General features: G+C 68.3%; 20 protein-coding genes and 1 tRNA gene. 16 read left to right on the top strand and 5 right to left on the bottom strand.

Features of this window, described 5'->3' with window-relative positions:
- The first annotated feature begins 7 nt into the window (after window positions 1-7).
- From glp to M3Q35_RS38335, 5 genes are all read left to right on the top strand, one after another.
- Window positions 8-1,231: a molybdotransferase-like divisome protein Glp gene (gene glp / locus M3Q35_RS38315; RefSeq protein ID WP_273937452.1), complete on the top strand. Its 1,224-nt coding sequence runs from the start codon at window positions 8-10 to the stop codon at window positions 1,229-1,231.
- Window positions 1,232-1,235: 4 nt separating this feature from the next.
- On the top strand, window positions 1,236-1,892 hold the full coding sequence (locus tag M3Q35_RS38320) for a GNAT family N-acetyltransferase (protein WP_273937453.1): 657 nt from the start codon (window positions 1,236-1,238) through the stop codon (window positions 1,890-1,892).
- Between the two features lie 145 nt (window positions 1,893-2,037).
- On the top strand, window positions 2,038-2,817 hold the full coding sequence (gene sepX, locus M3Q35_RS38325; protein WP_273937454.1) for a divisome protein SepX/GlpR: 780 nt from the start codon (window positions 2,038-2,040) through the stop codon (window positions 2,815-2,817).
- Window positions 2,818-2,892: 75 nt separating this feature from the next.
- Window positions 2,893-2,965, top strand: a tRNA-Ala gene (locus M3Q35_RS38330).
- Window positions 2,966-3,816: 851 nt separating this feature from the next.
- Window positions 3,817-4,149, top strand: coding sequence for a hypothetical protein (locus tag M3Q35_RS38335; RefSeq protein WP_273937455.1), 333 nt, complete (start codon window positions 3,817-3,819; stop codon window positions 4,147-4,149).
- Here M3Q35_RS38335 and M3Q35_RS38340 read toward each other — a convergent pair.
- The gene (locus M3Q35_RS38340) at window positions 4,139-4,891 is read right to left on the bottom strand and encodes an alpha/beta hydrolase (protein WP_273937456.1); all 753 of its coding nucleotides are present in this window, start codon (window positions 4,889-4,891) and stop codon (window positions 4,139-4,141) included. The two genes, M3Q35_RS38335 and M3Q35_RS38340, sit on opposite strands and share 11 nt — an antisense overlap.
- A 112-nt stretch (window positions 4,892-5,003) precedes the next feature.
- Entirely contained in the window at window positions 5,004-5,228 is a 225-nt protein-coding gene (locus tag M3Q35_RS38345; protein ID WP_273937457.1) for a hypothetical protein, read from the bottom strand.
- A gap of 183 nt (window positions 5,229-5,411) precedes the next feature.
- Between M3Q35_RS38345 and M3Q35_RS38350 the strand changes: the two genes are divergently transcribed.
- The 5 genes from M3Q35_RS38350 to M3Q35_RS38370 all read left to right on the top strand — a co-directional run bounded on the left by M3Q35_RS38350 (window position 5,412) and on the right by M3Q35_RS38370 (window position 12,284).
- Window positions 5,412-6,443 carry a LacI family DNA-binding transcriptional regulator gene (locus tag M3Q35_RS38350; RefSeq protein ID WP_273937458.1) on the top strand — a complete coding sequence of 344 codons (1,032 nt, stop codon included), beginning with the start codon at window positions 5,412-5,414 and terminating at the stop codon, window positions 6,441-6,443.
- A 171-nt stretch (window positions 6,444-6,614) separates the two neighbouring features.
- Complete coding sequence (locus M3Q35_RS38355; protein WP_273937459.1) at window positions 6,615-9,482, top strand: discoidin domain-containing protein; 2,868 nt, start codon at window positions 6,615-6,617, stop codon at window positions 9,480-9,482.
- Window positions 9,483-9,492: 10 nt separating this feature from the next.
- Window positions 9,493-10,395 carry a DUF1996 domain-containing protein gene (locus M3Q35_RS38360; RefSeq protein ID WP_273937460.1) on the top strand — a complete coding sequence of 301 codons (903 nt, stop codon included), beginning with the start codon at window positions 9,493-9,495 and terminating at the stop codon, window positions 10,393-10,395.
- Between the two features lie 141 nt (window positions 10,396-10,536).
- The gene (locus M3Q35_RS38365; RefSeq protein ID WP_273937461.1) at window positions 10,537-11,349 is read left to right on the top strand and encodes a hypothetical protein; all 813 of its coding nucleotides are present in this window, start codon (window positions 10,537-10,539) and stop codon (window positions 11,347-11,349) included.
- Window positions 11,292-12,284, top strand: a complete 993-nt coding sequence (locus tag M3Q35_RS38370; RefSeq protein ID WP_273937462.1) for a glycoside hydrolase family 76 protein — start codon at window positions 11,292-11,294, stop codon at window positions 12,282-12,284. Before M3Q35_RS38365 ends, M3Q35_RS38370 begins: the two co-directional genes overlap by 58 nt.
- On the opposite strand, the gene M3Q35_RS38375 is transcribed toward M3Q35_RS38370, so the two are convergent.
- Window positions 12,253-12,798 carry a QsdR family transcriptional regulator gene (locus tag M3Q35_RS38375; RefSeq protein ID WP_273937463.1) on the bottom strand — a complete coding sequence of 182 codons (546 nt, stop codon included), beginning with the start codon at window positions 12,796-12,798 and terminating at the stop codon, window positions 12,253-12,255. The genes M3Q35_RS38370 and M3Q35_RS38375 overlap by 32 nt on opposite strands.
- A 53-nt stretch (window positions 12,799-12,851) precedes the next feature.
- On the opposite strand from M3Q35_RS38375, the gene M3Q35_RS38380 reads away from it, so the two are divergent.
- Both M3Q35_RS38380 and M3Q35_RS38385 read left to right on the top strand, forming a co-directional pair.
- Window positions 12,852-13,601 carry an alpha/beta fold hydrolase gene (locus M3Q35_RS38380; protein ID WP_273937464.1) on the top strand — a complete coding sequence of 250 codons (750 nt, stop codon included), beginning with the start codon at window positions 12,852-12,854 and terminating at the stop codon, window positions 13,599-13,601.
- 80 nt (window positions 13,602-13,681) lie between these two features.
- Window positions 13,682-14,629 carry a DUF1996 domain-containing protein gene (locus tag M3Q35_RS38385; protein ID WP_273937465.1) on the top strand — a complete coding sequence of 316 codons (948 nt, stop codon included), beginning with the start codon at window positions 13,682-13,684 and terminating at the stop codon, window positions 14,627-14,629.
- Window position 14,630: 1 nt separating this feature from the next.
- Here the strand turns inward: M3Q35_RS38385 and M3Q35_RS38390 are convergent, their stop codons facing one another.
- Window positions 14,631-15,221 carry a COG4315 family predicted lipoprotein gene (locus M3Q35_RS38390; protein WP_273937466.1) on the bottom strand — a complete coding sequence of 197 codons (591 nt, stop codon included), beginning with the start codon at window positions 15,219-15,221 and terminating at the stop codon, window positions 14,631-14,633.
- A 310-nt stretch (window positions 15,222-15,531) separates the two neighbouring features.
- On the opposite strand from M3Q35_RS38390, the gene M3Q35_RS38395 reads away from it, so the two are divergent.
- From M3Q35_RS38395 to M3Q35_RS38410, 4 genes are all read left to right on the top strand, one after another.
- Window positions 15,532-16,083: a sigma-70 family RNA polymerase sigma factor gene (locus M3Q35_RS38395; protein ID WP_273944631.1), complete on the top strand. Its 552-nt coding sequence runs from the start codon at window positions 15,532-15,534 to the stop codon at window positions 16,081-16,083.
- Window positions 16,080-16,697, top strand: a complete 618-nt coding sequence (locus M3Q35_RS38400; protein ID WP_273937467.1) for an anti-sigma factor family protein — start codon at window positions 16,080-16,082, stop codon at window positions 16,695-16,697. The genes M3Q35_RS38395 and M3Q35_RS38400 overlap by 4 nt, the downstream gene beginning before the upstream one ends.
- A 109-nt stretch (window positions 16,698-16,806) precedes the next feature.
- On the top strand, window positions 16,807-17,247 hold the full coding sequence (locus M3Q35_RS38405) for a VOC family protein (protein ID WP_273937469.1): 441 nt from the start codon (window positions 16,807-16,809) through the stop codon (window positions 17,245-17,247).
- 55 nt (window positions 17,248-17,302) lie between these two features.
- On the top strand, window positions 17,303-18,142 hold the full coding sequence (locus tag M3Q35_RS38410; RefSeq protein WP_273944632.1) for a sigma-70 family RNA polymerase sigma factor: 840 nt from the start codon (window positions 17,303-17,305) through the stop codon (window positions 18,140-18,142).
- On the opposite strand, the gene M3Q35_RS38415 is transcribed toward M3Q35_RS38410, so the two are convergent.
- Window positions 18,143-18,496, bottom strand: coding sequence for a YciI family protein (locus tag M3Q35_RS38415; protein ID WP_273937470.1), 354 nt, complete (start codon window positions 18,494-18,496; stop codon window positions 18,143-18,145).
- Window positions 18,497-18,533: the final 37 nt, after the last annotated feature.

Consider the following 18,533-nt stretch of genomic DNA (forward strand, 5'->3'; position numbering starts at 1 on the left):
GATCACGATGAGGTCAGTAGACGAGCAGCTCACCCGGGTACTCGGGGCCGCGGTCCGGCCCTCGCCCGTTCGGGTGGCGATCTCCGAGGCGCAGGGCCTGCTGTGCGCCGAGGAGGTCGTGGCCGAACGTGCCCTGCCCGGCTTCGACCAGGCCGCCGTAGACGGCTACGCGGTGCGCAGCGTCGACGTGCAGCCGGCCAACGACAGCCCGGTCTCGCTGCCCGTGGTGGGGGAGATCCCGGCCGGGTCGCGCCAGCCCCGACGGCTCCAGCCCGGGCAGGCCGTCCGGGTGGCCACCGGGGCGCCGCTGCCGACGCTGGCCGACGCCGTGGTCCCGCTCGGCTACACCGACGGCCACCCGGCCAAGGTGACCGTGAACATGTCGGTGCCGTCGGCTGCCTTCGTCCGCCGCACCGGCGAGGACGTGCAGACCGGCGACGTCGCCGTGCGCAGCGGCACCACCATCGGCTCCGCCCAGGTCGGCCTGCTGGCCGCCGTCGGCCGGGACAAGGTGCTGGTGCACCCCAAGCCGCGGGTGTCGATCATCTGCGTCGGCGACGAGCTGGTCGACATCGACCGCACGCCCGGCCCCGGCCAGGTCTACGACGTCAACTCCTACGCGCTCGCCGCCGCCGCGCGGGACGCCGGGGCCGAGGTGTCGCGGGTCGGCATCGTGCCCGGCGACCCACGGCGGCTCCGCGAGATCGTGGAGGGACGGCTGCTGCTGTCCGAGATCGTCGTGATCGCCGGCGGTGTCGGTGGCACCAGCGGCGACGAGGTGCGGGCCGCGCTGGCCGATCTCGGCGACCTCGACACCACCCGGGTCGCCATGCACCCCGGCTCCGCGCAGGGCTTCGGCCGGCTCGGCCCGGACGCCGTGCCCACGTTCCTGCTGCCCAGCAATCCGATGAGCGCGCTGGTCGTGTTCGAGGTGTTCGTCCGGCCGCTGATCCGCACCGCGCTCGGCAAGGCCAACCCGTACCGGCGCATGGTCGCCGCGCGGCTGCTGTCACCGCTGACGTCCACCAAGGGGCGGCGCGGGTTCCTGCGCGGGCAGCTGCTGCGGGACAGCAACAACGACGACTTCCTGCTGCAACCGCTGGGCACGTCCGGCTCGCACCTGCTGGCGTCGCTCGCGGAGGCCAACTGCCTGGCCGTGGTCGACGAGGACGTCACCGACGTCGGCGTCGGGGAGGAGATCCAGGTGTGCTTCCTCGCCCAGCGTGGGTGAGCCCATGGAGATCGCCGAATTCGGCGGCGGTCGACACCCGGGATGGCCGGTGCGCCTCGGCCCGCTGGCCGTGCCGGCCGGCGTCGTCGAGCTGCGCCCACCTCGTCTGTTCGACGCCAGCACGTGGTCGCGGATCCGTATCCGCGAGCGCTCCCACCTGGAGAACTGGGAGCCCACCGCGCCCGGCAGCTGGGAAGAGCGCAACGGCGTGCTGGCCTGGCCCAGCCAGTGGTCGGCGCTGCGCGGGCTGGCCCGGCGGGGACAGACCCTGCCGTTCATGATCCTCGTCGACGGCGTGCTGGCCGGACAGGTCACCGTCGGCAACGTGCTGCGGGGATCGCTGCGCTCCGCGTGGGTCGGCTACTGGGTCGACAGCGAGGTCACCGGGGGAGGCGTGGCCACCGCCGCCACCGCGCTCGTCGTCGACCACTGCTTCCGCAACGCCGCGCTGCACCGCATCGAGGCCACCGTGCGGCCCGAGAACACCCCCAGCGTGCGGGTGCTGACCAAGCTCGGGTTCCGCGAGGAGGGGCTGTTCCGCCGCTATCTGGACGTGGCCGGCGGCTGGAGGGACCACATCTGCTTCGCCCTGACGGCCGAAGAGGTCACGGACGGCCTGGTAGACCGTTTGGTCGCAGCCGGAAGAGCCCAGCGCGCGTAATCGAGTTCACCCATTGGTGCGCTTTTCGCCACACTTGCGGAACCGTGTATCCCCGGCGCGCCTCGGAGACACGTGTGACTGTTGTGACTAACGTGGCGTCTGCGGACAGCGCACGCCCATCGAACTGACGGGGGAGGTGACGAACATGCCCAGCTCACTGATCATCGTCGCCCTGGTCGTGGCATGGCTCGTCGTCCTTGTCCCGATGATCGCGCGCAAGCGTGCGGAGGTGGCCAAGACCTCCGACTCGGCACTGGCCGCCCGCGTGCTCCACGGCGGCACCGAGGATGTTGAGGAGGAGATCGACATGAACGTCGACGAGTCCGAGACAGCGATCACGGACGACGACTACCGCGACTACGAGGACACGCCACGCCGCTACCGACCCGGGCGCGGCGGCTACGACCCCGAAGCCGCGGCCACCGCCGCGCGGGCCAAATACGCCTTCCGGCAGCGCATGGTCCTGCTGCTGCTCGTGCTCTCCGTGCTCAGCGCCCTGTTCGCCGGCCTCGTCATGCCCATCGTCTGGTGGGGCCACGGCGGCGTCGACCTCCTGCTCGTCGGCTACCTCGTCTACCTGCGGCGACAAGTCCGCATCGAGAACGACGTCCGCGAACGCCGGCAAGCCCGCATGCGCGGCCGCGACGCCGACGAAGCCGAATTCGTCGAAACCGAATACGACGACGAAGCCGAATACGACGACTACGCACCCGCCGAGACCGTCGCCGCTCCCGTCGACACGGCCCCCGTCGAGCCCGAGCTCTCCGAATACGAAGACGCCCCGCGCTCCACGCCCGCCCGAGCCCCCTACCGGCCCGGACCCACCCTCAACGGCACCGTCGTCGTCGACATCGACGACGAAGACCCCGCCTTCGAAGACCTCGACCTCCCCCACCGCCGCGGCTACCGCCGCGTCGCCGGCTGAACCGGGGGTGGCAAAACCACCCCCCACCGCCCTGCTATAGTTCAACCCGTACCAAGGCGGAAGCCGAAGTACGACGGGGCTGTAGCACAGTTGGTAGCGCGTCTCGTTCGCATCGAGAAGGTCAGGGGTTCGATTCCCCTCAGCTCCACGCGAGGCCGGGAGGTCTGTGTCTGCGGAAAGCGCAGACATGGACCTCCCGTTCTTTGTTCTGGGGGCGACCCCCAGACCCCCGATGTGGGGGCTCCGCCCCCACGCCCCCGGGCTTCGCTTCGCTCGCCCTCCGGTGGGCGCGTTTGGTGGTGGGTGGCTTCGCTTCGCCCGCCCGCCCGCCGGCCTTGGGCTCTAGGTTCTCCTGCCTCCTCTCCCTGTCCCTCCTCCCTCCTCCCTCCCTCCCTCTCTCTCCTCCCTCTCCCCTCCCTCTCGTTCTCGTTCTCTGGTCTTCTTCTCGGGCTCCTTTCTTTTGTCTGTCGGCCCCTGATCGTTCTTTCTTCGCTTGTTCTTGCTGTGCTCGGTTTCTTTCTCTGGCGTGTGTGTTCTTGTCGCGTTCGGTCGCCTTTTCTTCTGTGTTGCCTCTTTTGTTGGTTCGTCTGGTTTTCTTCTTTCTTTTCTTCCTTGCTTTCTTTTTGGCTATTTTGGGGGTGGGGTGGGTGGGGTGCACGTTGGGGCGGGGTGGGGTCGGGGGTGGGGCGATGCTCATGCGGGGGCGCACTGTGGGTGGTCTCATCAATATTGACTACGCCGAGTGGGTGATGTTGGCGGGTGGGTGTGGGTCTTGGGTGTCGGTGTGAGCTGGGGGGATGGTGGGTGAATGATCAACTGTCTGGTGTGGACGGTGGAACTGGGTGTGGGTGGGACCCGTTGCGGAGGGTGTTCCTAGGTCGATAGTGGTGGCGTGGTCATGGAAGGAACATCGACGGGTGGAAGTGGATGGTTTTCGTGTAAACTACTTGTAATTTGCTCCAGCAAGATCCGAATTAAATTCGAACACCGGGAGCAATCATGAAGCTGGGTGCCGACGAGCACGCAGACTCCGTCCACTACCGCCGCGACCGCTCGCTCAACCCGATCCTGCTGCCATTCATGATCGTCTTTTTCCTGCTGACCGCGGTGGTGATCGCGGTGCTGATCACCGTGGCGGCCACGGCGTACCTGCTGGCGGTGGCGGGGGCGGCGCTGTGGGGACTGGTGAGACCCAAGCGCGACGGCCTGAGCCGCCGTCAGATGGTGGGGGTGACGGTCGAGGTGATCAACAAGGTGGCGCTGCGGACGCGGCGCGGCCGGCACGCGAAGACGGGGCTGCTGCCCCGCGCGCTGGTGCTGTTCACTCGCTGAACGTGATCCACTCCACGACCCGCTCGGCCACGAGGTTCTCGTTCTCCTCGCAGGTGCCGTCGATCTCCACCAGCACGTCGTCGACCTTCAACCGCCGGGCGGCGGCCCGGGACGACTCGACCGGAATCCGGTCGTCCTTGGTCCCGTGCACGATCAGCGTCGGCGGCAGGATCTCGCCGAACACGAAGCTCGGCCGCACCCAGAACGCCTCGTTGAGAAACGCCCGCCCGTGCCGCACGCCGGGCCCGTGCTCCAGATAGCCGACTTCGGCCAGCTGCGGTGACGCCACGCGCCCGCCGGCCCAGTTCGGATTCTGATCGATGTAGTCGCCCTTGAAGTTCAGCTGCGGCGTGAGCAGCACCAGACGGTCCAACTCCGTCGGCCGGCGCGCGGCGTAGAAGGCGGCGAGCCCGCCGCTGAACCTCGTGCCCAGCAACGACACCCGCCGCGCCCCGGTCTCGGCCCGGATGTACTCGACGGCAGCGCGAAGATCATTCAGATGCTCGGTGAGCGTCCGCTCCTCCTGCACGCCTTCGCTCGCGCCGTGCCCACGATGATCGAACCGCAGCGAGGCAACGCCTTCGACCGCCAGTTCTTCGGCCAGCAGCGGGAACAGCCCGTTCTCGTCCCGGTCGAGGCCTTCGCTGTGGGCGAGAACCACCGCCCGGTGCGGCACGCCCGACAGCGGCGCGGTCACGGTCCCGGCCAGCCGCAGGCCGTCGAGCGACCGAAAGCTCCCCATGCGCCGATGCTCCCATGCGCGGGCGCGCAGCGGAGCGGCCTTCGCCGTCGATCCAGGGAAGACGGCACGATCGAGCCCGCGTCCGGCGCAACTCCGCACGCGGGCCGATCGGTCAGACGACGCTGCCGTCGATCACGACAGCGGGCAGCTGATGGCCACGAGCGCTCAGCGCATGGCCGAGCGCCACCAGGCGGGCGCCGAAGTCGGCGTGTTGCTGACGGCTGAAGGTGCCGTCGAGCATGGCCAGGGTCACCGCGGGCACGGCGTCGTTGACGCTCATGAGTTCGGCGAGCAGTTCACGGTCCGCACGAATCAATGCAACCTCCCGTCCGACCATCCACGCGCCCCGGTCACAGCCATAGACGATGGCCGGGAGTCGAAGGTTGCGTGGGAGGAGGGGGAAACGGTGACCCGGCGCGAAGTTGGCCGGGGAAGTGGCTGCGGCGGGGCCTGTGGATGAGGGGTGGGGCGGTGGGTCATTGCCAGGGAGAGCGCTCTCTGGGCGTGCTACAAATGCTGCATGAGCACCGATCAGGCGCCGCCGACGCTGGAGCATGTGGCGAAGGTGGCGGGGGTGTCGAGGGCGACGGTGTCGCGGGTGGTGAACGGCATCCGCAACGTCGACCCGGAGCTGCGCGAAGCAGTGGAGAAGGCGATCGAGCAGACGGGGTACGTGCCGAACCGGGCGGCGCGGTCGCTGGTGACACGGAGGGCCGGCGCGGTGGCGCTGGTGGTGTCGGAGCCGAGCAAACATGAAGACGCGTTCCCGGGAGGGGTGTTCGCGGACCCGTTCTTCGGCCGCGTGGTGAGCGGTGTGCTGCGGGTGCTCGGCCCGCTGGACGTGAGCCCGGTGCTGATGCTGGTGGACTCGGAGAAAGCCCGAGCCCAGCTGATGAACCGGCTGAAGCAAGATCGGTTCGACGGGGTGCTGCTGATCTCGATCGACCCGAGGGACCCGCTGCCGGGACAGCTGACCGAGGCGGGGGTGCCGACGGTGATGTTTGCCCGGCCGGTGCGGCCGACGCCGATCAGCTACGTGGATGTGGCCCACGAAGACGGGGCGAGGCTGGCGGCGGAACACCTGGTGGCGAGGGGATGCCGGCAGGTGGCGACGGTGAGTGGACCGATGGACACGCCGGCGGGACAAGATCGGCTGGCCGGCTTCCGGTCGACGATGGCGCGTCACGGCCAGGCGTTCGTGCCGAGCGCAGAAGGCGACTTCACGCAGGTCGGCGGGGAGCGGGCGACGGAGGCGCTGCTGGCCAAGGAGCAGTTCGACGGGCTGTTCGTGGCCAACGACCTGATGGCCATGGGTGCCATCGACGTGTTGCGCCGGCACGGAAAGCGTGTGCCGGAAGACGTCTCGGTGGTGGGCTTCGACGACAGCGGCGCGGCGCTGGGCTGCCGGCCGCAGCTGACCACGATCCGTCAGCCGGTGGAGGACATGGCGGCGGAGATGGCCCGCCTGGTGCTGGAGCACATCGGCGGCGAAGGCCAGCGGGTCACCTCGGTGATCTTCGAGCCGGTGCTGGTGGTCCGCGCGTCCTCCTGAGCCGGCGGCTTGGAGAGCGCTCTCTTGACGCACCTGTGAACCTCCGGTAAACCTGTGTATCAGTTCGGAGAGCGCTCTCCCGCCAGAGGGGCTACTCGGTCCGCTGCCACGACGTACCTCTGGAGATCCGATGAAGGCTCTCTCCTGTGCGCTGCTGCTCGTGCTCGGTCTGTGCGCACCGGTGCTCGTCCCGCCCCCGCCCATGCCGCCGCAACCCTGCTCTCGCAAGGCAAACCGGCGCTCGCCTCGACCGAGGAGGGCGGCGGCACGCCGGCCTCGGCGGCGGTCGACGGCGATCCGAACACGCGCTGGTCGAGCGCGTGGAACGATCCGCAGTGGTTACGTGTCGACCTCGGCTCCACCCAGCAGATCAGCCAGGTCGTTCTGCAGTGGGAAGCGGCGTACGCGACCAGCTTCGAGATCCAGGTCTCCGACGACGGCGTCAACAACTGGCATGACATCTACTCGACCACGGCCGGAACGGGCGGTCGGCAAACGCTCTCCGTGTCGGGCAGCGGCCGCTACGTCCGTATCTACGGGACCAAGCGCGCCAATGGTTACGGCTACTCGCTGTGGGAGTTTCAGGTCTACGGCGGCACGGACCAGCCGGGCGGCCCGCAGTGGAACCCGGTCTGGACGGACAACTTCCCCGGCGCGGCCGGCAGTGCTCCCAACGCGGCGAACTGGATCACGGCCAACGGGCCGAACCCGTCCAGCGGCGAGGTGGAGACCAACACGCCGGCCAACGTCGCCCTCGACGGCAACGGCCACGTCAACCTGACGGCGTTGAACAACAACGGCAACTGGACCTCCGGACGCATCGAGTCGCAGCGTACGGACTTCGCCGCGCCACAAGGCGGCCAGCTGATGATCACGGCGTCGATCAAGCAGCCCAACGTGGCCAACGCGCTCGGCTACTGGCCGGCCTTCCGGGCCTACGGATCGGCCTACCGCGGCAATCCCGGGTCATGGCCGGCGGTCGGCGAGACCGACATCATGGAAGGCGTCAACGGGCGGGCGCAGTCATCGGAAACCCTGCACTGCGGCACGGTTCCGGGCGGCAACTGCGGCGAGTACAACGGCATGACCAGCGGCCTCGGCACCTGCGGCGACTGCCAGACCGCCTATCACACCTACGCCGAGGTGATCGACCGGACGCTCAGTGACGAGCAGATCCGGTTCACCATCGACGGCCAACAGGTATGGCAGGTAAGGGAAAGCCAGGTCGGCGTGAGCACATGGCAGGCCGCCGTCGATCATGGCTTCTACCTCGTGTTCGACCTGGCGATCGGCGGTGGCTACCCGAACACGGTGTGCGGCTGCACCTCGCCGAGCCCACAGACGTCGTCCGGCGGCGTGCTCAGCATCGGCTCTGTCGGCGTCTACACCAGCACCGGCACGACCCCGCCGCCGCTGACGACCCCGCCGGTGCCGAACGGCGGCAGCGTGGTCAAGGTGACCGGCGGCCAGGGCAACTGGGGCCTGTCGGTGAACGGAAATCCTTACTACATCAAGGGAGTCACGTTCGGCCCGCAGAGCGCCACGGCCGAGGCGCACATGCAGGACCTCAAGGAGCTCGGCGTCAACACGGTCCGGACCTGGGGCACCGATGCCTCGAGTCAGCCGCTGCTGGATCGCGCTGCCGCCGTCAACATCAAGGTGATCAACGGGTTCTGGCTCAACCAGGGCACCGATTTCGTGAACGACACGGCGTACGAGGACAGCACGCTGAACTCGATCGTCCAGCAGGTGAACGCGTACAAGAACCATCCGGGCGTGCTGATGTGGGACGTCGGCAACGAGGTCCTGCTGACGTTGCAGAACACCTACTCCGGCGCGCAGCTGGAGGCGGAGCGCAACGCCTACGCCCGCTACGTCGAGCGGGTCGCGCAGGCCATCCACGCCGCTGACCCGAACCATCCGGTGACCTCGACCGACGCCTGGACCGGCGCTTGGCCTTACTACAAGGGCAATACGCCGTCGCTCGACCTGTACGCGGTCAACTCCTACGGCGCCGTCTGCAACGTGAAGCAGGATTGGATCAACGGCGGCTACACCAAGCCGTACATCGTCACGGAGTCCGGCGAGGCCGGCGAGTGGGAGGTGCCCAACGACGCCAACGGGGTGCCGACCGAACCGTCCGACCAGCAGAAGGTTGCCGGCTACGCCAGCGCGTGGAATTGCATTCAGGGACACACCGGCGTTTCGCTCGGGGCCACGTTGTTCAACTACGGCAACGAGAACGACTTCGGCGGTATCTGGTTCAACCTCGAACCAGGTGGCTGGAAGTTCCCGACGTACTACCAGGTCGCCCAGAGCTACGGCGGCTCGCCGGCCACGCTGGCCGGCCCGGTGATCACGAGCATGTCGGTGCCGCAGAACGTCAGCGCGGGCAAGCAGTTCGCGGTGAGCGTCAACGTGACCGGCTCCGTGCGCTACAACCTGATGTACACCAGCAAGTACGTCGACAACAGCACCACCTTGCGGTACGCGGACTTCACCCAGACCGGCGCGAATTCCTTCAGTGTCACCGCGCCGAACCAGCTCGGCGTCTGGAAGGTGTACGTGTACGCCTACGACGGGCACGGCAACGTGGCCGTCGAGACGAAGTCGATCAACGTGACCGTGCCGCCGGTCAGCGGCACCAATGTGGCCCGGGGCCAGCCGACGACCGCTTCCAGTTACCAGGCGACGGGAAACGGTGCTCCCTACCCGCCGAGCAACGCCGTCGACGGCAGCACCGCGACCCGGTGGGCCACCGACTGGTCCGATCCACAGTGGATCCAGGTCGACCTCGGCCGGACCACGGCGATCCACCACATCCAACTGGTGTGGGAAGCCGCGTACGGCAGGGCGTACACCATCCAGGTGTCGCCGGACGGCAACTCGAACTGGACCACGATCCATGCCACGACCACCGGAACCGGCGGCGTCGAGGACTTCGATGTGAGCGGCTCCGGCCGGTTCGTCCGGTTGACCGGCACCCAGCGCGGCACCGCGTACGGCTATTCGCTGTTCGAGTTCGGCATCTACCAGTAGGGAGAAGCCCGTGTCCCGCAAGGCCCTGCTCCTCGCCGCGGCACTGGTGCTCGCGCTGACGCCGGTCGCTCAGGCCGACGACACCGTGACCCATCACGAGTTCCAGGCCGACTGCACGATCACCCATCACCAACCCGACGACCCCATCGTCTATCCCAACCAGCCCGGCAAGTCGCACGACCACACGTTCCTCGGCAACACCACGACCAACGCGGCGACCACCCTGCAGTCGCTGCTGGCCGCCGGTGTCGGCGCCACCACCTGCCTGGCGCCGGACGACCTGTCGGCGTACTGGTTTCCCACGCTGTACAACGGAAACCAGCCGATCCTGTCAACCTGGCCGCAGGTCGTGTACTACAAGTCCGGCATCCTGGACTACACCAAGGTGCAGCCCTTCCCGCAGGGCCTGAAGTTCGTGGTCGGCGACATGATGGCCACCCAGGACGAGTTCCAGCACGCGCCCGGCGCCATCGAGGGCTGGGAGTGCGGCGACAGCTTCCACAACTGGGACTTCCCGTCCTACTGCGTCGACGGCAGCCAGGCCAACATCCGTTACCAGGCACCGAGTTGTTGGGACGGCGTGCACCTGGACTCGGCCGATCACAAGAGCCACATGGCTTATCCGGACCGGGTCACGCTGACCTGCCCGGCCGACCATCCGGTGCCGGTGCCGATGCTGGAATTCAAGATCGCGTTCCCGGTCAGCGGGGACATGTCGCAGGTGCACCTGGCCAGCGGGCGCGGCTACTCGTGGCACTACGACTTCTTCAACGCCTGGGACCCGCCGACGTTGGCCGCGCTGGTCAAGCACTGCATCAACGGCGGTCTCCAGTGCGATTCGCGCGGCTTCGACCAGTACAAGCCGGACCGCGGCGCCGCACTCGGCCCGAACTACCGCCTGCCGGGCCGCTAGTCAAGCCTTGGAGTTCGGAACGGACCATTCCTCGACTCGGAGTTTGGGAATGGTCCGTTCACAGCGTCGGGTTGTCCGGTTCTGGTCAGAATCGTGGCAGAGGGGTGCCGGTGGCGTGAGAGCGCTGCCATGCTGCGAAGGGTGATCAGGTTCCTGCCGCTCCTCCTGATCGTCCTGGCGCTGCCGCCGGTCCCTGCCGCGGCGGCCACGACGACCGTGTGTGCCACGTCCTGCGACACCCTTGATCCGTCGAGGGTGCAGCAGGAGACGTTTCCCCTGCCGGACAAGAACATCAACGGCCGCAAGGTCCAGCTGCACGTCTCGGTGCCGGACGGGATGGCCTGGGCCAGCATCGATCTGGGCACGACCGGCGACGCGGTGTGGCTGGACCGCTCCTGGGACGGCGGCCGGACCTGGGAAGGCCTGCTGGGCAAGGCGAGCATCCCGAGCACGTGGACCGGCACGAGAACGCTGATGTACAACGTCTACGACCCGGTGGGGCATCGCCGGGGCGTGATCCGGGCCTGCGGCGACGCGCAGGCGGTGGGGTGCACGGATTGGCTGTACCCCACCGTGTGTGACAAGGTCTGCGACGGCACGAGCCAGCAGAACGGTGACACACAACCGGTTGCGCCGACGACGATCTACGGTCGCACGATCCGGCTGCACACCGACAACAACGGCATGGCCTGGGCGACCATGGAGGGCAACGGGCCCGGCGACGAGGTGTGGCTCGATCGGAGCTGGAACGAGGGGGCGAGCTGGCCGGACGGGTCGTCGCTCGGCCGTACGACATCGGGCCGCACGGCCATGTTCGCCACCAGGGATCCGAAAGCCAAGCTGTACGGCGGAGTCATCAGGGCCTGTGGCAAGGAAGCCACGCACGCCAACGGAAGTTGCACGGCCTGGGCCCGTCCGGCGCCGACGAGGCCGGCGCGGCGGCCGACGCGTTGATGTACGACTTCGACGCCTATCAGGGATGGTGGCCGAGCAGTTGGTGGAACTCGGCGGCCACCTTGACGGCGTTGATCGACTACCTCCAGAAGTCCGGAAACCATGACTACGACTGGGTTGTCGGCCGCACGTTCGACGTCAACAAGGGGACCTTCCCGGCTGGCACGAAGTCCGGTGACGCGATCGAGGGCGACTTCATCAGCCGGGCGATCGACGACACGGCGTGGTGGGGACTGGCCTGGATCGCCGCCTACGAGTACACGCACGACCAGCGTTATCTGACCGAGGCGACGACAATTGGCAACTACGTCAACGGTTTCTGGGACAGCAAGTGTGGCGGCGGGGTGTGGTGGGATCGCGAGCGCACGTACAAGAACGCCGTGACCAACGGGCTGTACCTGAGGCTCACCGCAGCACTGCACGTAGACACGCCAGGTGACACCGTCTGGGGTCAAAGGGCTGTGGCGGCGGGGAATTGGTACCTGAACAGCGGTCTGATCAACGGGCAGAACCAGGTCAACGACGGCCTTACCAGCGACTGCCGCAACAACGGGCAGACGGTCTGGACGTACAACCAGGGCCTGGCGATCGGCGGCTTCACCGAGCTGTACACGGTCAGCGGAAACCAGATCTGGCTCAACACGGCGACAAGACTGGCCAATGCCGTCGGCCAGGGCGTGCTGACCGAATCCTGCGAGCCCAGCTGCGACGACAATCAGAAGCAGTTCAAGGGAATTCTCGTCCGCTACCTGGCCGAGCTCGGCTACCAGCCGTACCTTCAGACGCAGGCCAACTCCTTGTGGGCCAACGATCGCGACCCGCTCAACCGCCTCGGCCTGCGCTGGGCCGGCGGCACGCCGAACGCGGTCGACTGGCGAACGCAGGCCAGCGCGCTGGAAGCCCTTACCGCGACGCCGAATCCAGCAGGAGGTTGACCAGCGCGATCACGTTGTCGGTCGCCGGCTCGTGCCCGCCGAGCAGATGGGTGTACATGAACGAGTCGCCGATGCGGACGATCGCCTGCGCCAGCACGGCCGTCGGCACCGCGAAGTCCACACCGGACTCGGCCAGCAGCTTGGCGAACAGCGTCGTCGCGCGCTGTTCGACCAGGCCGGGGGCGAGCACGATCCGGATGAACAGCAGTGGATCGCGTTCGATGAAGGCCCGCAACGGTTCGGCGCTGATCACGGCGTACATGAACTGCTTGAAGACGGCCCGCACACGGTCAAGGCCCTCGGCGCGGACGGTCTCAAGGCAGTGGTGGAACGTGCGCTCGGTCTGCTCGGCCAGCACCATGGCCACCAGCTCGTCGTGGTTGCCGATGCGTCGATACAGCGTGGCGCGGCTCAGGCCCAGGTCGGCGGCCAGCGCGGACATGTCCAGCGGCAGGCCGGCGAGGTAGGCGGCGGTGGCCGCGCGGACCACGTCCTCGGTGCTGTTCCTTGTCAATCCGGCCTCCTTGTGAGACAAATACGATGATTGTCTCACAGCGGAGGCGCGACGTGACGCATTTCGTGGACCACGGCGGCACCGGCCCGGCGGTCGTGCTGCTGCACAGCTTCCTGATGGACGGCGACATGTTCGCGCCCCAGATCGCCGCATTCGGCGACACATTTCGCCTGGTCACGGTGGATGAACGCGGGCACGGCCAGACGCCGGTCGACGGGCCGTTCACCTACTGGGACGTGGCCGAGGACGTGCTGGCCGTGGTCGACGAGCTCGGCATCGACCAGTTCGCGATCGTCGGCACCAGCCAGGGCGGGTTCGTCGGGCTCCGCGTGGCGCTGCTGGCCCCTGGTCGGGTGACCGCACTGGCCGTGCTGGGCAGCTCGGCCGCGGAAGAGGATCCGCAGGTCGCCGAGGCGTACCGCGGGCTCGGCACGCTGTGGACCACGCAGGGGCCGACCGATCAGCTGCTCGACATGGTCGCCACCATCTGCGTCGGGGACATGGACAACTCGGCATGGAAGGTCAAGCTGCGCGCGCTGCCGTACGAACGGGTGCCGGTGCTGCTGGACACGCTGACCCGGCGGGACAGCGTCCTCGGTCGACTGGGTGAGATCGCCTGCCCGACGCTCGTGATGCACGGAACCGCCGACGCCGCCTACCCCGTCGAGCGGGCCAAGGAGATCGCCGAAACCGTGCCCAAGGGCGAGTTGGTGCTGGTCGAGGGCGGGGCGCACTTCCTCAGCCTGACCCATCCGGACGCGGTCAACCCGGCGCTACGCCAATTCCTTTCGGCCAACGGCTGATTCGGCCGAACGGACCTGTACCTCTGCCCGATCACTGACCTGATTTGTCCCGCGGCCGGGCCGTTTGTGATGCTGCGGCGGTGAAGCTGTGGCGGGTGGTGCTGCCCGTGCTGTGCTTGGCGCTGGTTGCCGGCGGGATCGTGACGTATCGCTGGCTGAGCGCGCCGGCCGGCGCGACCTACATCGACATCGCCGACGCGAACCCCGCGCCGACGCCGGTGGCGTTCGCCTCGACCGGCTCGACCGGCAGCTGGCACGTCGACTGCGGGCGCAACCAGGAGCGGATGTACAACTCCGACAACCTGGTCGCGCAGCCCGGTGTCGTCGGCGGAGCCCATCACGTGCACGACTACGTGGGCAACAAGTCGGTGAATGCGCTGTCCACCAATGACAGCCTGGCCGCGGCCGAGACCACGTGCCAGCTCGGCGACAAGTCGACCTACTACTGGCCGGTGCTCCTGCTGCCGTCGACCATGACCGCGATGGACGGCATGGACGGGATGTCCATGGACCACAGCACTATCGCGGTGCCGAGCTCGGTGCGTATCGAATACCGCGGCAGCCCGGTCAGCAGCGTCATCGCCATGCCACGTTTTCTTCGTGCCACCACGGGAAACCCGCATGCCACGACTGAAGGCCTGGCCAACACCGAGCACGTGCAGTGGACTTGTTCGGGCGCGCGGGACAAGGTCACCATGGACTATCCGCAGTGCGGCAGCGGACAGCAGACCATTCGCGTGTACGACTTCCCCAGCTGCTGGAACGGATCCGCCACCGACAGTCCCGATCACCGCAGCCACCTGGTGTTCCCGGAGGCCGGCGGCGGCTGCCGGGTCGGCACGTTCCCGGTGCCGGAGTTGCACATCGAGGTCGCGTACACGCTGCCGCCCGGCATCCATTACGCGATCGACGCCTTCCCGGAGGAGCATTTCAGCTCCGTGACCGATCACGCGATGTTCGTCGATGTGCTGCCGGACGCGCTGATGGGGACGATCGTCGACTGCATCAACTCCGGCCGTCACTGCTGACCTATTTGCCTTGCGCCGGGCCGCCGGTGGGCGTGACCGCGAACCAGGTTCCCTTGACGCCCTGGCCGTTGATGTCGCCCGGCGCCTTGTCGCCGGAGAAGTAGTACACCGGCTGGCCGTTGACCGTGACCTGGCACGTGCCCTCGGGACGCTCGACGTAGCCGACGGCCTGCGGGTCGAGGCCGTCCGGGTAGATCTTGCCCGGGGAGGCGATCAGCAGCGGCCGCCAGGTGTTCGCGCAGTCATTCAGGCAGGTCGGTTTCTTGTTGGTGTCCTTGGTGAACATGTACAGCGTCATGCCGTTGCCGTCGGTCAGGAACGTGCCGATCTTCTCGGACGTGGTCGCCCTGAGCACGACGTCGTGCGCGTCCTGGGTCATCGGCTGATCCGACGGGCCGCTGAAGATCTGCACCAGCCGCTGCGTCTTGGCCACCGTCGGCGGCGGCACCGCGCTCGGGGTCGGCAGCGTGACGACCTGCTCGACCGGCTTCACGTCGGCGGCCTGCGGCGTGCCACCAATGGAGCACGCGGTCATCGTGATCATGGCCGTGACCAGGAGGGACGAAGAGATGATCACATTGGTCAGCCGCATGGCTCCGCGCTCCGTGGGTTGTTCGGATGGGTTGCCGCAAACACGGGTGGGCGGGTCGGGCGGTTCAGTCCGGATTCGTGGTGAACCTGTCCGGCCATCCGCTCGTGTGTCACGTAGGTCGGGCCCGTGCGGTGTGCAGGGCGTCGCACGGACCCGGCCGCCCTCCACTGTGGACGTTTGACCGAACGGGCAGGTGTCGGCGGCCGGAGTCGCCAAGCGGTCGGCCGGCGGCCCGTGATGACCGTGTTCCTCGATGAGCCCGATCGGGATTTCCGGTCGGTGCACGGGGGTGACACGGAAGGTGGTGCTGATGGCCGGGCTGAGCAGGCGCGCCCGCCAGGACGTCGCCGATGAGGCGCTGCTGCGCTCGCTGTACCGCGAGCACGGCGGGGCCATGCTGGCGTACGCGTATCGGCTGACCGGGGACCGCGCCGCGGCGGAGGACGTCGTGCAGGAGGCGTTGGTGCGGGCCTGGCAGCATCCCGACAGCCTGGTGAACGGCATGGGGTCCGTTCGGGGCTGGCTGTTGACCGTGGTCCGCAATCTCGTCACGGACAAGGCACGCGCCCGGGCCTCGCGGCCGCAGGAGGTCGCCGAGCCGCCCGTCGACGTCGCCGTTTCCCGTGACCATGCCGATGGCGTGGTCAACTCGATGGTCGTCGGCGCCGCGCTGGGGCGGCTGTCCGCTGAGCACCGTGACGTCCTTGAGCAGATCTACCTGCTCGGCGGCACCGCCAGCGAGGCCGCGCAGGCGCTCGGCATTCCGCTCGGGACCGTGAAGTCCCGGTGCTACCACGCACTTCGCGCGCTGCGCGGATTTCTCCCTGGGGTCGAGGCGGGATTGGAACGGTCGTTGTCATGAAAAACCCGGAAGTGGAGCGCTACCTCGCCGGCACGCTGGACGAGGGGCGGGCGCGGCTGCTCGAGCGGCACCTCCAGACCTGCGTGCAGTGCAGCGACGAGGTCGCCGAGTTCCATGAGTTCCAGCGCATCGTCGACACCGTGCTCAACGGCCCGCCACCCGCCGACGATCTTGTCCTGCAACGCGCCCTTCGTCAGATCCGCGCCGAGTCCTCCGCCCGGCGGCGTCGCCGCGGGGCCATTCTTGCCTCCGCCGCGGCCGTCGTGCTCGGCGTCGCGTTGACCACCGGTGTCGCCGTCGGCCGGGCCGGGGAGACCGTCGGTCCCATTCGTGCTTCCGCCACCGATGCCGGGACCGGGGCCGCTCTGGGCTTGGCGTTTGCCGACACGTCCGGGTGGTCGCATCTTTCTGCCGCCGTCAGTGGGGTGCCGGTCGGGACGCAGTGTGAACTCGTGATCGTCGGCAAGGACGGCAAGCGGACCGTTGCCGCCGGGTGGAAGGTCACCGGGGCTTCGGGCAGCGTCGATGCCAGCGTGCTGGTCGATCCGGCGGAGATCGCCTCCGTTCGGGTGGAAAACACCTCTGGCCAGCGGTTGGTGTCGGTGAATCTGTAGTTCGGGTCCGCCAGTGGCCGCCACCCGACGGGTGGCGGCCGTTTCGTGTGTCGAGAATGGGCCGGCGGCTCCGTCCCAGGGGCGGATGACGGACACGGAGGAGACCGGAATGGCGATTCAGCGGATGGACAACGTGCTCATCGTGGTCGAGGACCTCGACGCGGTCATCGCGTTCTTCGTCGAACTCGGCCTCGAGCTGCTGGGCAAGGGTGCGGTCGAGGGCGAGTGGGTGGAGCGCGTCATCGGGATCGACGACGTCCGCGAGGAGGTCGCCATGCTGCAGACCCCGGATGGTCACGGCCGTATCGAGCTGGCGATGTTCCACACCCCGAAGGCGATCGCCGCCGAGCCGAAGGACGCGCCGGCCAACACGCTCGGCCTGCGGCGCATCATGTTCGCCGTCGACGACATCGAGCAGGTCGTCGCCCGGATGCGGGCGCACGGGGCGGAGCTGGTCGGCGAGGTCGTGCGGTACGCCGACAGCTTCCTGCTCTGCTACCTCCGGGGGCCGGAGGGCATCGTCGTCGGGCTGTCCGAACAGCTCGGCTGACCTGTCACATCGACTGTGGTCCGAGGCTCAGGTGTTGGTGAGCCTTGTCGACGGGATGGTGCCGATGGAGTGGCTGGCGGAGCGGTTCGAGCGGGAGCGGCCGAGGTTGCGGGCGGCGGCCTATCGGATGCTGGGGTCGGTGACGGCGGCGGATGACGCGGTGCAGGACGCGTGGCTGCGGTTGAGCCGGACCGAGGCGGAGATCGAGAACCTGGGTGGCTGGTTGACGACGGTGGTGGCCAGGGAGTGTCTGCACCAGCTGAGGTCGAGAAGGCACCGCCGGGAAGTGCCGCTGGAGCTGGTGGTGACGGCGGCGGAGCCGGACCCGGAGCAAGAGGTGCTGCTCGCCGACTCGGTGGGCCTGGCCCTCCAGGTGGTGCTGGAGCAGCTGACGCCGGGGGAGCGGCTGGCGTTCGTCCTGCACGACCTGTTCGACGTGCCGTTCGGCGAGATCGCGGGCATCGTGGGCCGGACACCGGCGGCGACGAGGCAGCTGGCCAGCCGGGCCCGCAGAAGGGTGCAGGGGGCGGAGGTCCCGAAGGCGGAGCCGGATCGCCACCGTCAAAGGAAAGTGGTGGAGGCCTTCTACGCGGCGGCGTACACGGCGGATTTCGACGCGCTGGTCAGGGTGCTCGACCCGGACGTGGTGCTGCGGACGGATGAGCCGGCGAACATCGTGCGAGGGGCGAAGGCGGTGGCCGAACAGGCCCGCGCGCCGCAAGGCGGCAACCTGCGGTCGATCCTGGTCAACGGCACGATGGGGGCCCTGATCACGATCGGCGGCCGTCCGGACGCGGTGATGGTCTTCACCGTGGCCGACGACAGGATCGTCCGTATCGACGTCATTCGCGACACCGAGCGCGTCGGCCGGGTGGCCGACGCGCTCGGTGCGTGATCACCAGTACTTGGACGGGATTCGGACCTCGATGGCGCCGCCGAGCCGGGCCTGCGGAATGCGCGCGGCGATGGCGACGGCGGCGTCGAGGTCCTCGGCCTCGACCGTCATGAAGCCGCCGACATTGGTGCCGACGAACGGCCCCGGCGTCCGCACGGTGGCGCCGTTCTCGACGCGAACGGTGGTGGCGTCCTTGGGCAGCCCCAACGGCGGCCCGCCGGCGACGTTGTCGAGCGAGCTGACGGCGGCCCAGTCGGCGTACACGGCCTTGCGTTCCTCGGCCGAGATCGATGCCGCGCCGGGCGTGCCGGGCAACGGAAAGCTGCCGTGGTGGATCACGAAGATGAACTGCATCACGTCCTCCTCAACGGGTTCTCACCACCCTGAGCCC

Origin of the sequence: Kutzneria chonburiensis, assembly GCF_028622115.1 — a bacterium.
GTDB lineage: Bacteria > Actinomycetota > Actinomycetes > Mycobacteriales > Pseudonocardiaceae > Kutzneria > Kutzneria chonburiensis.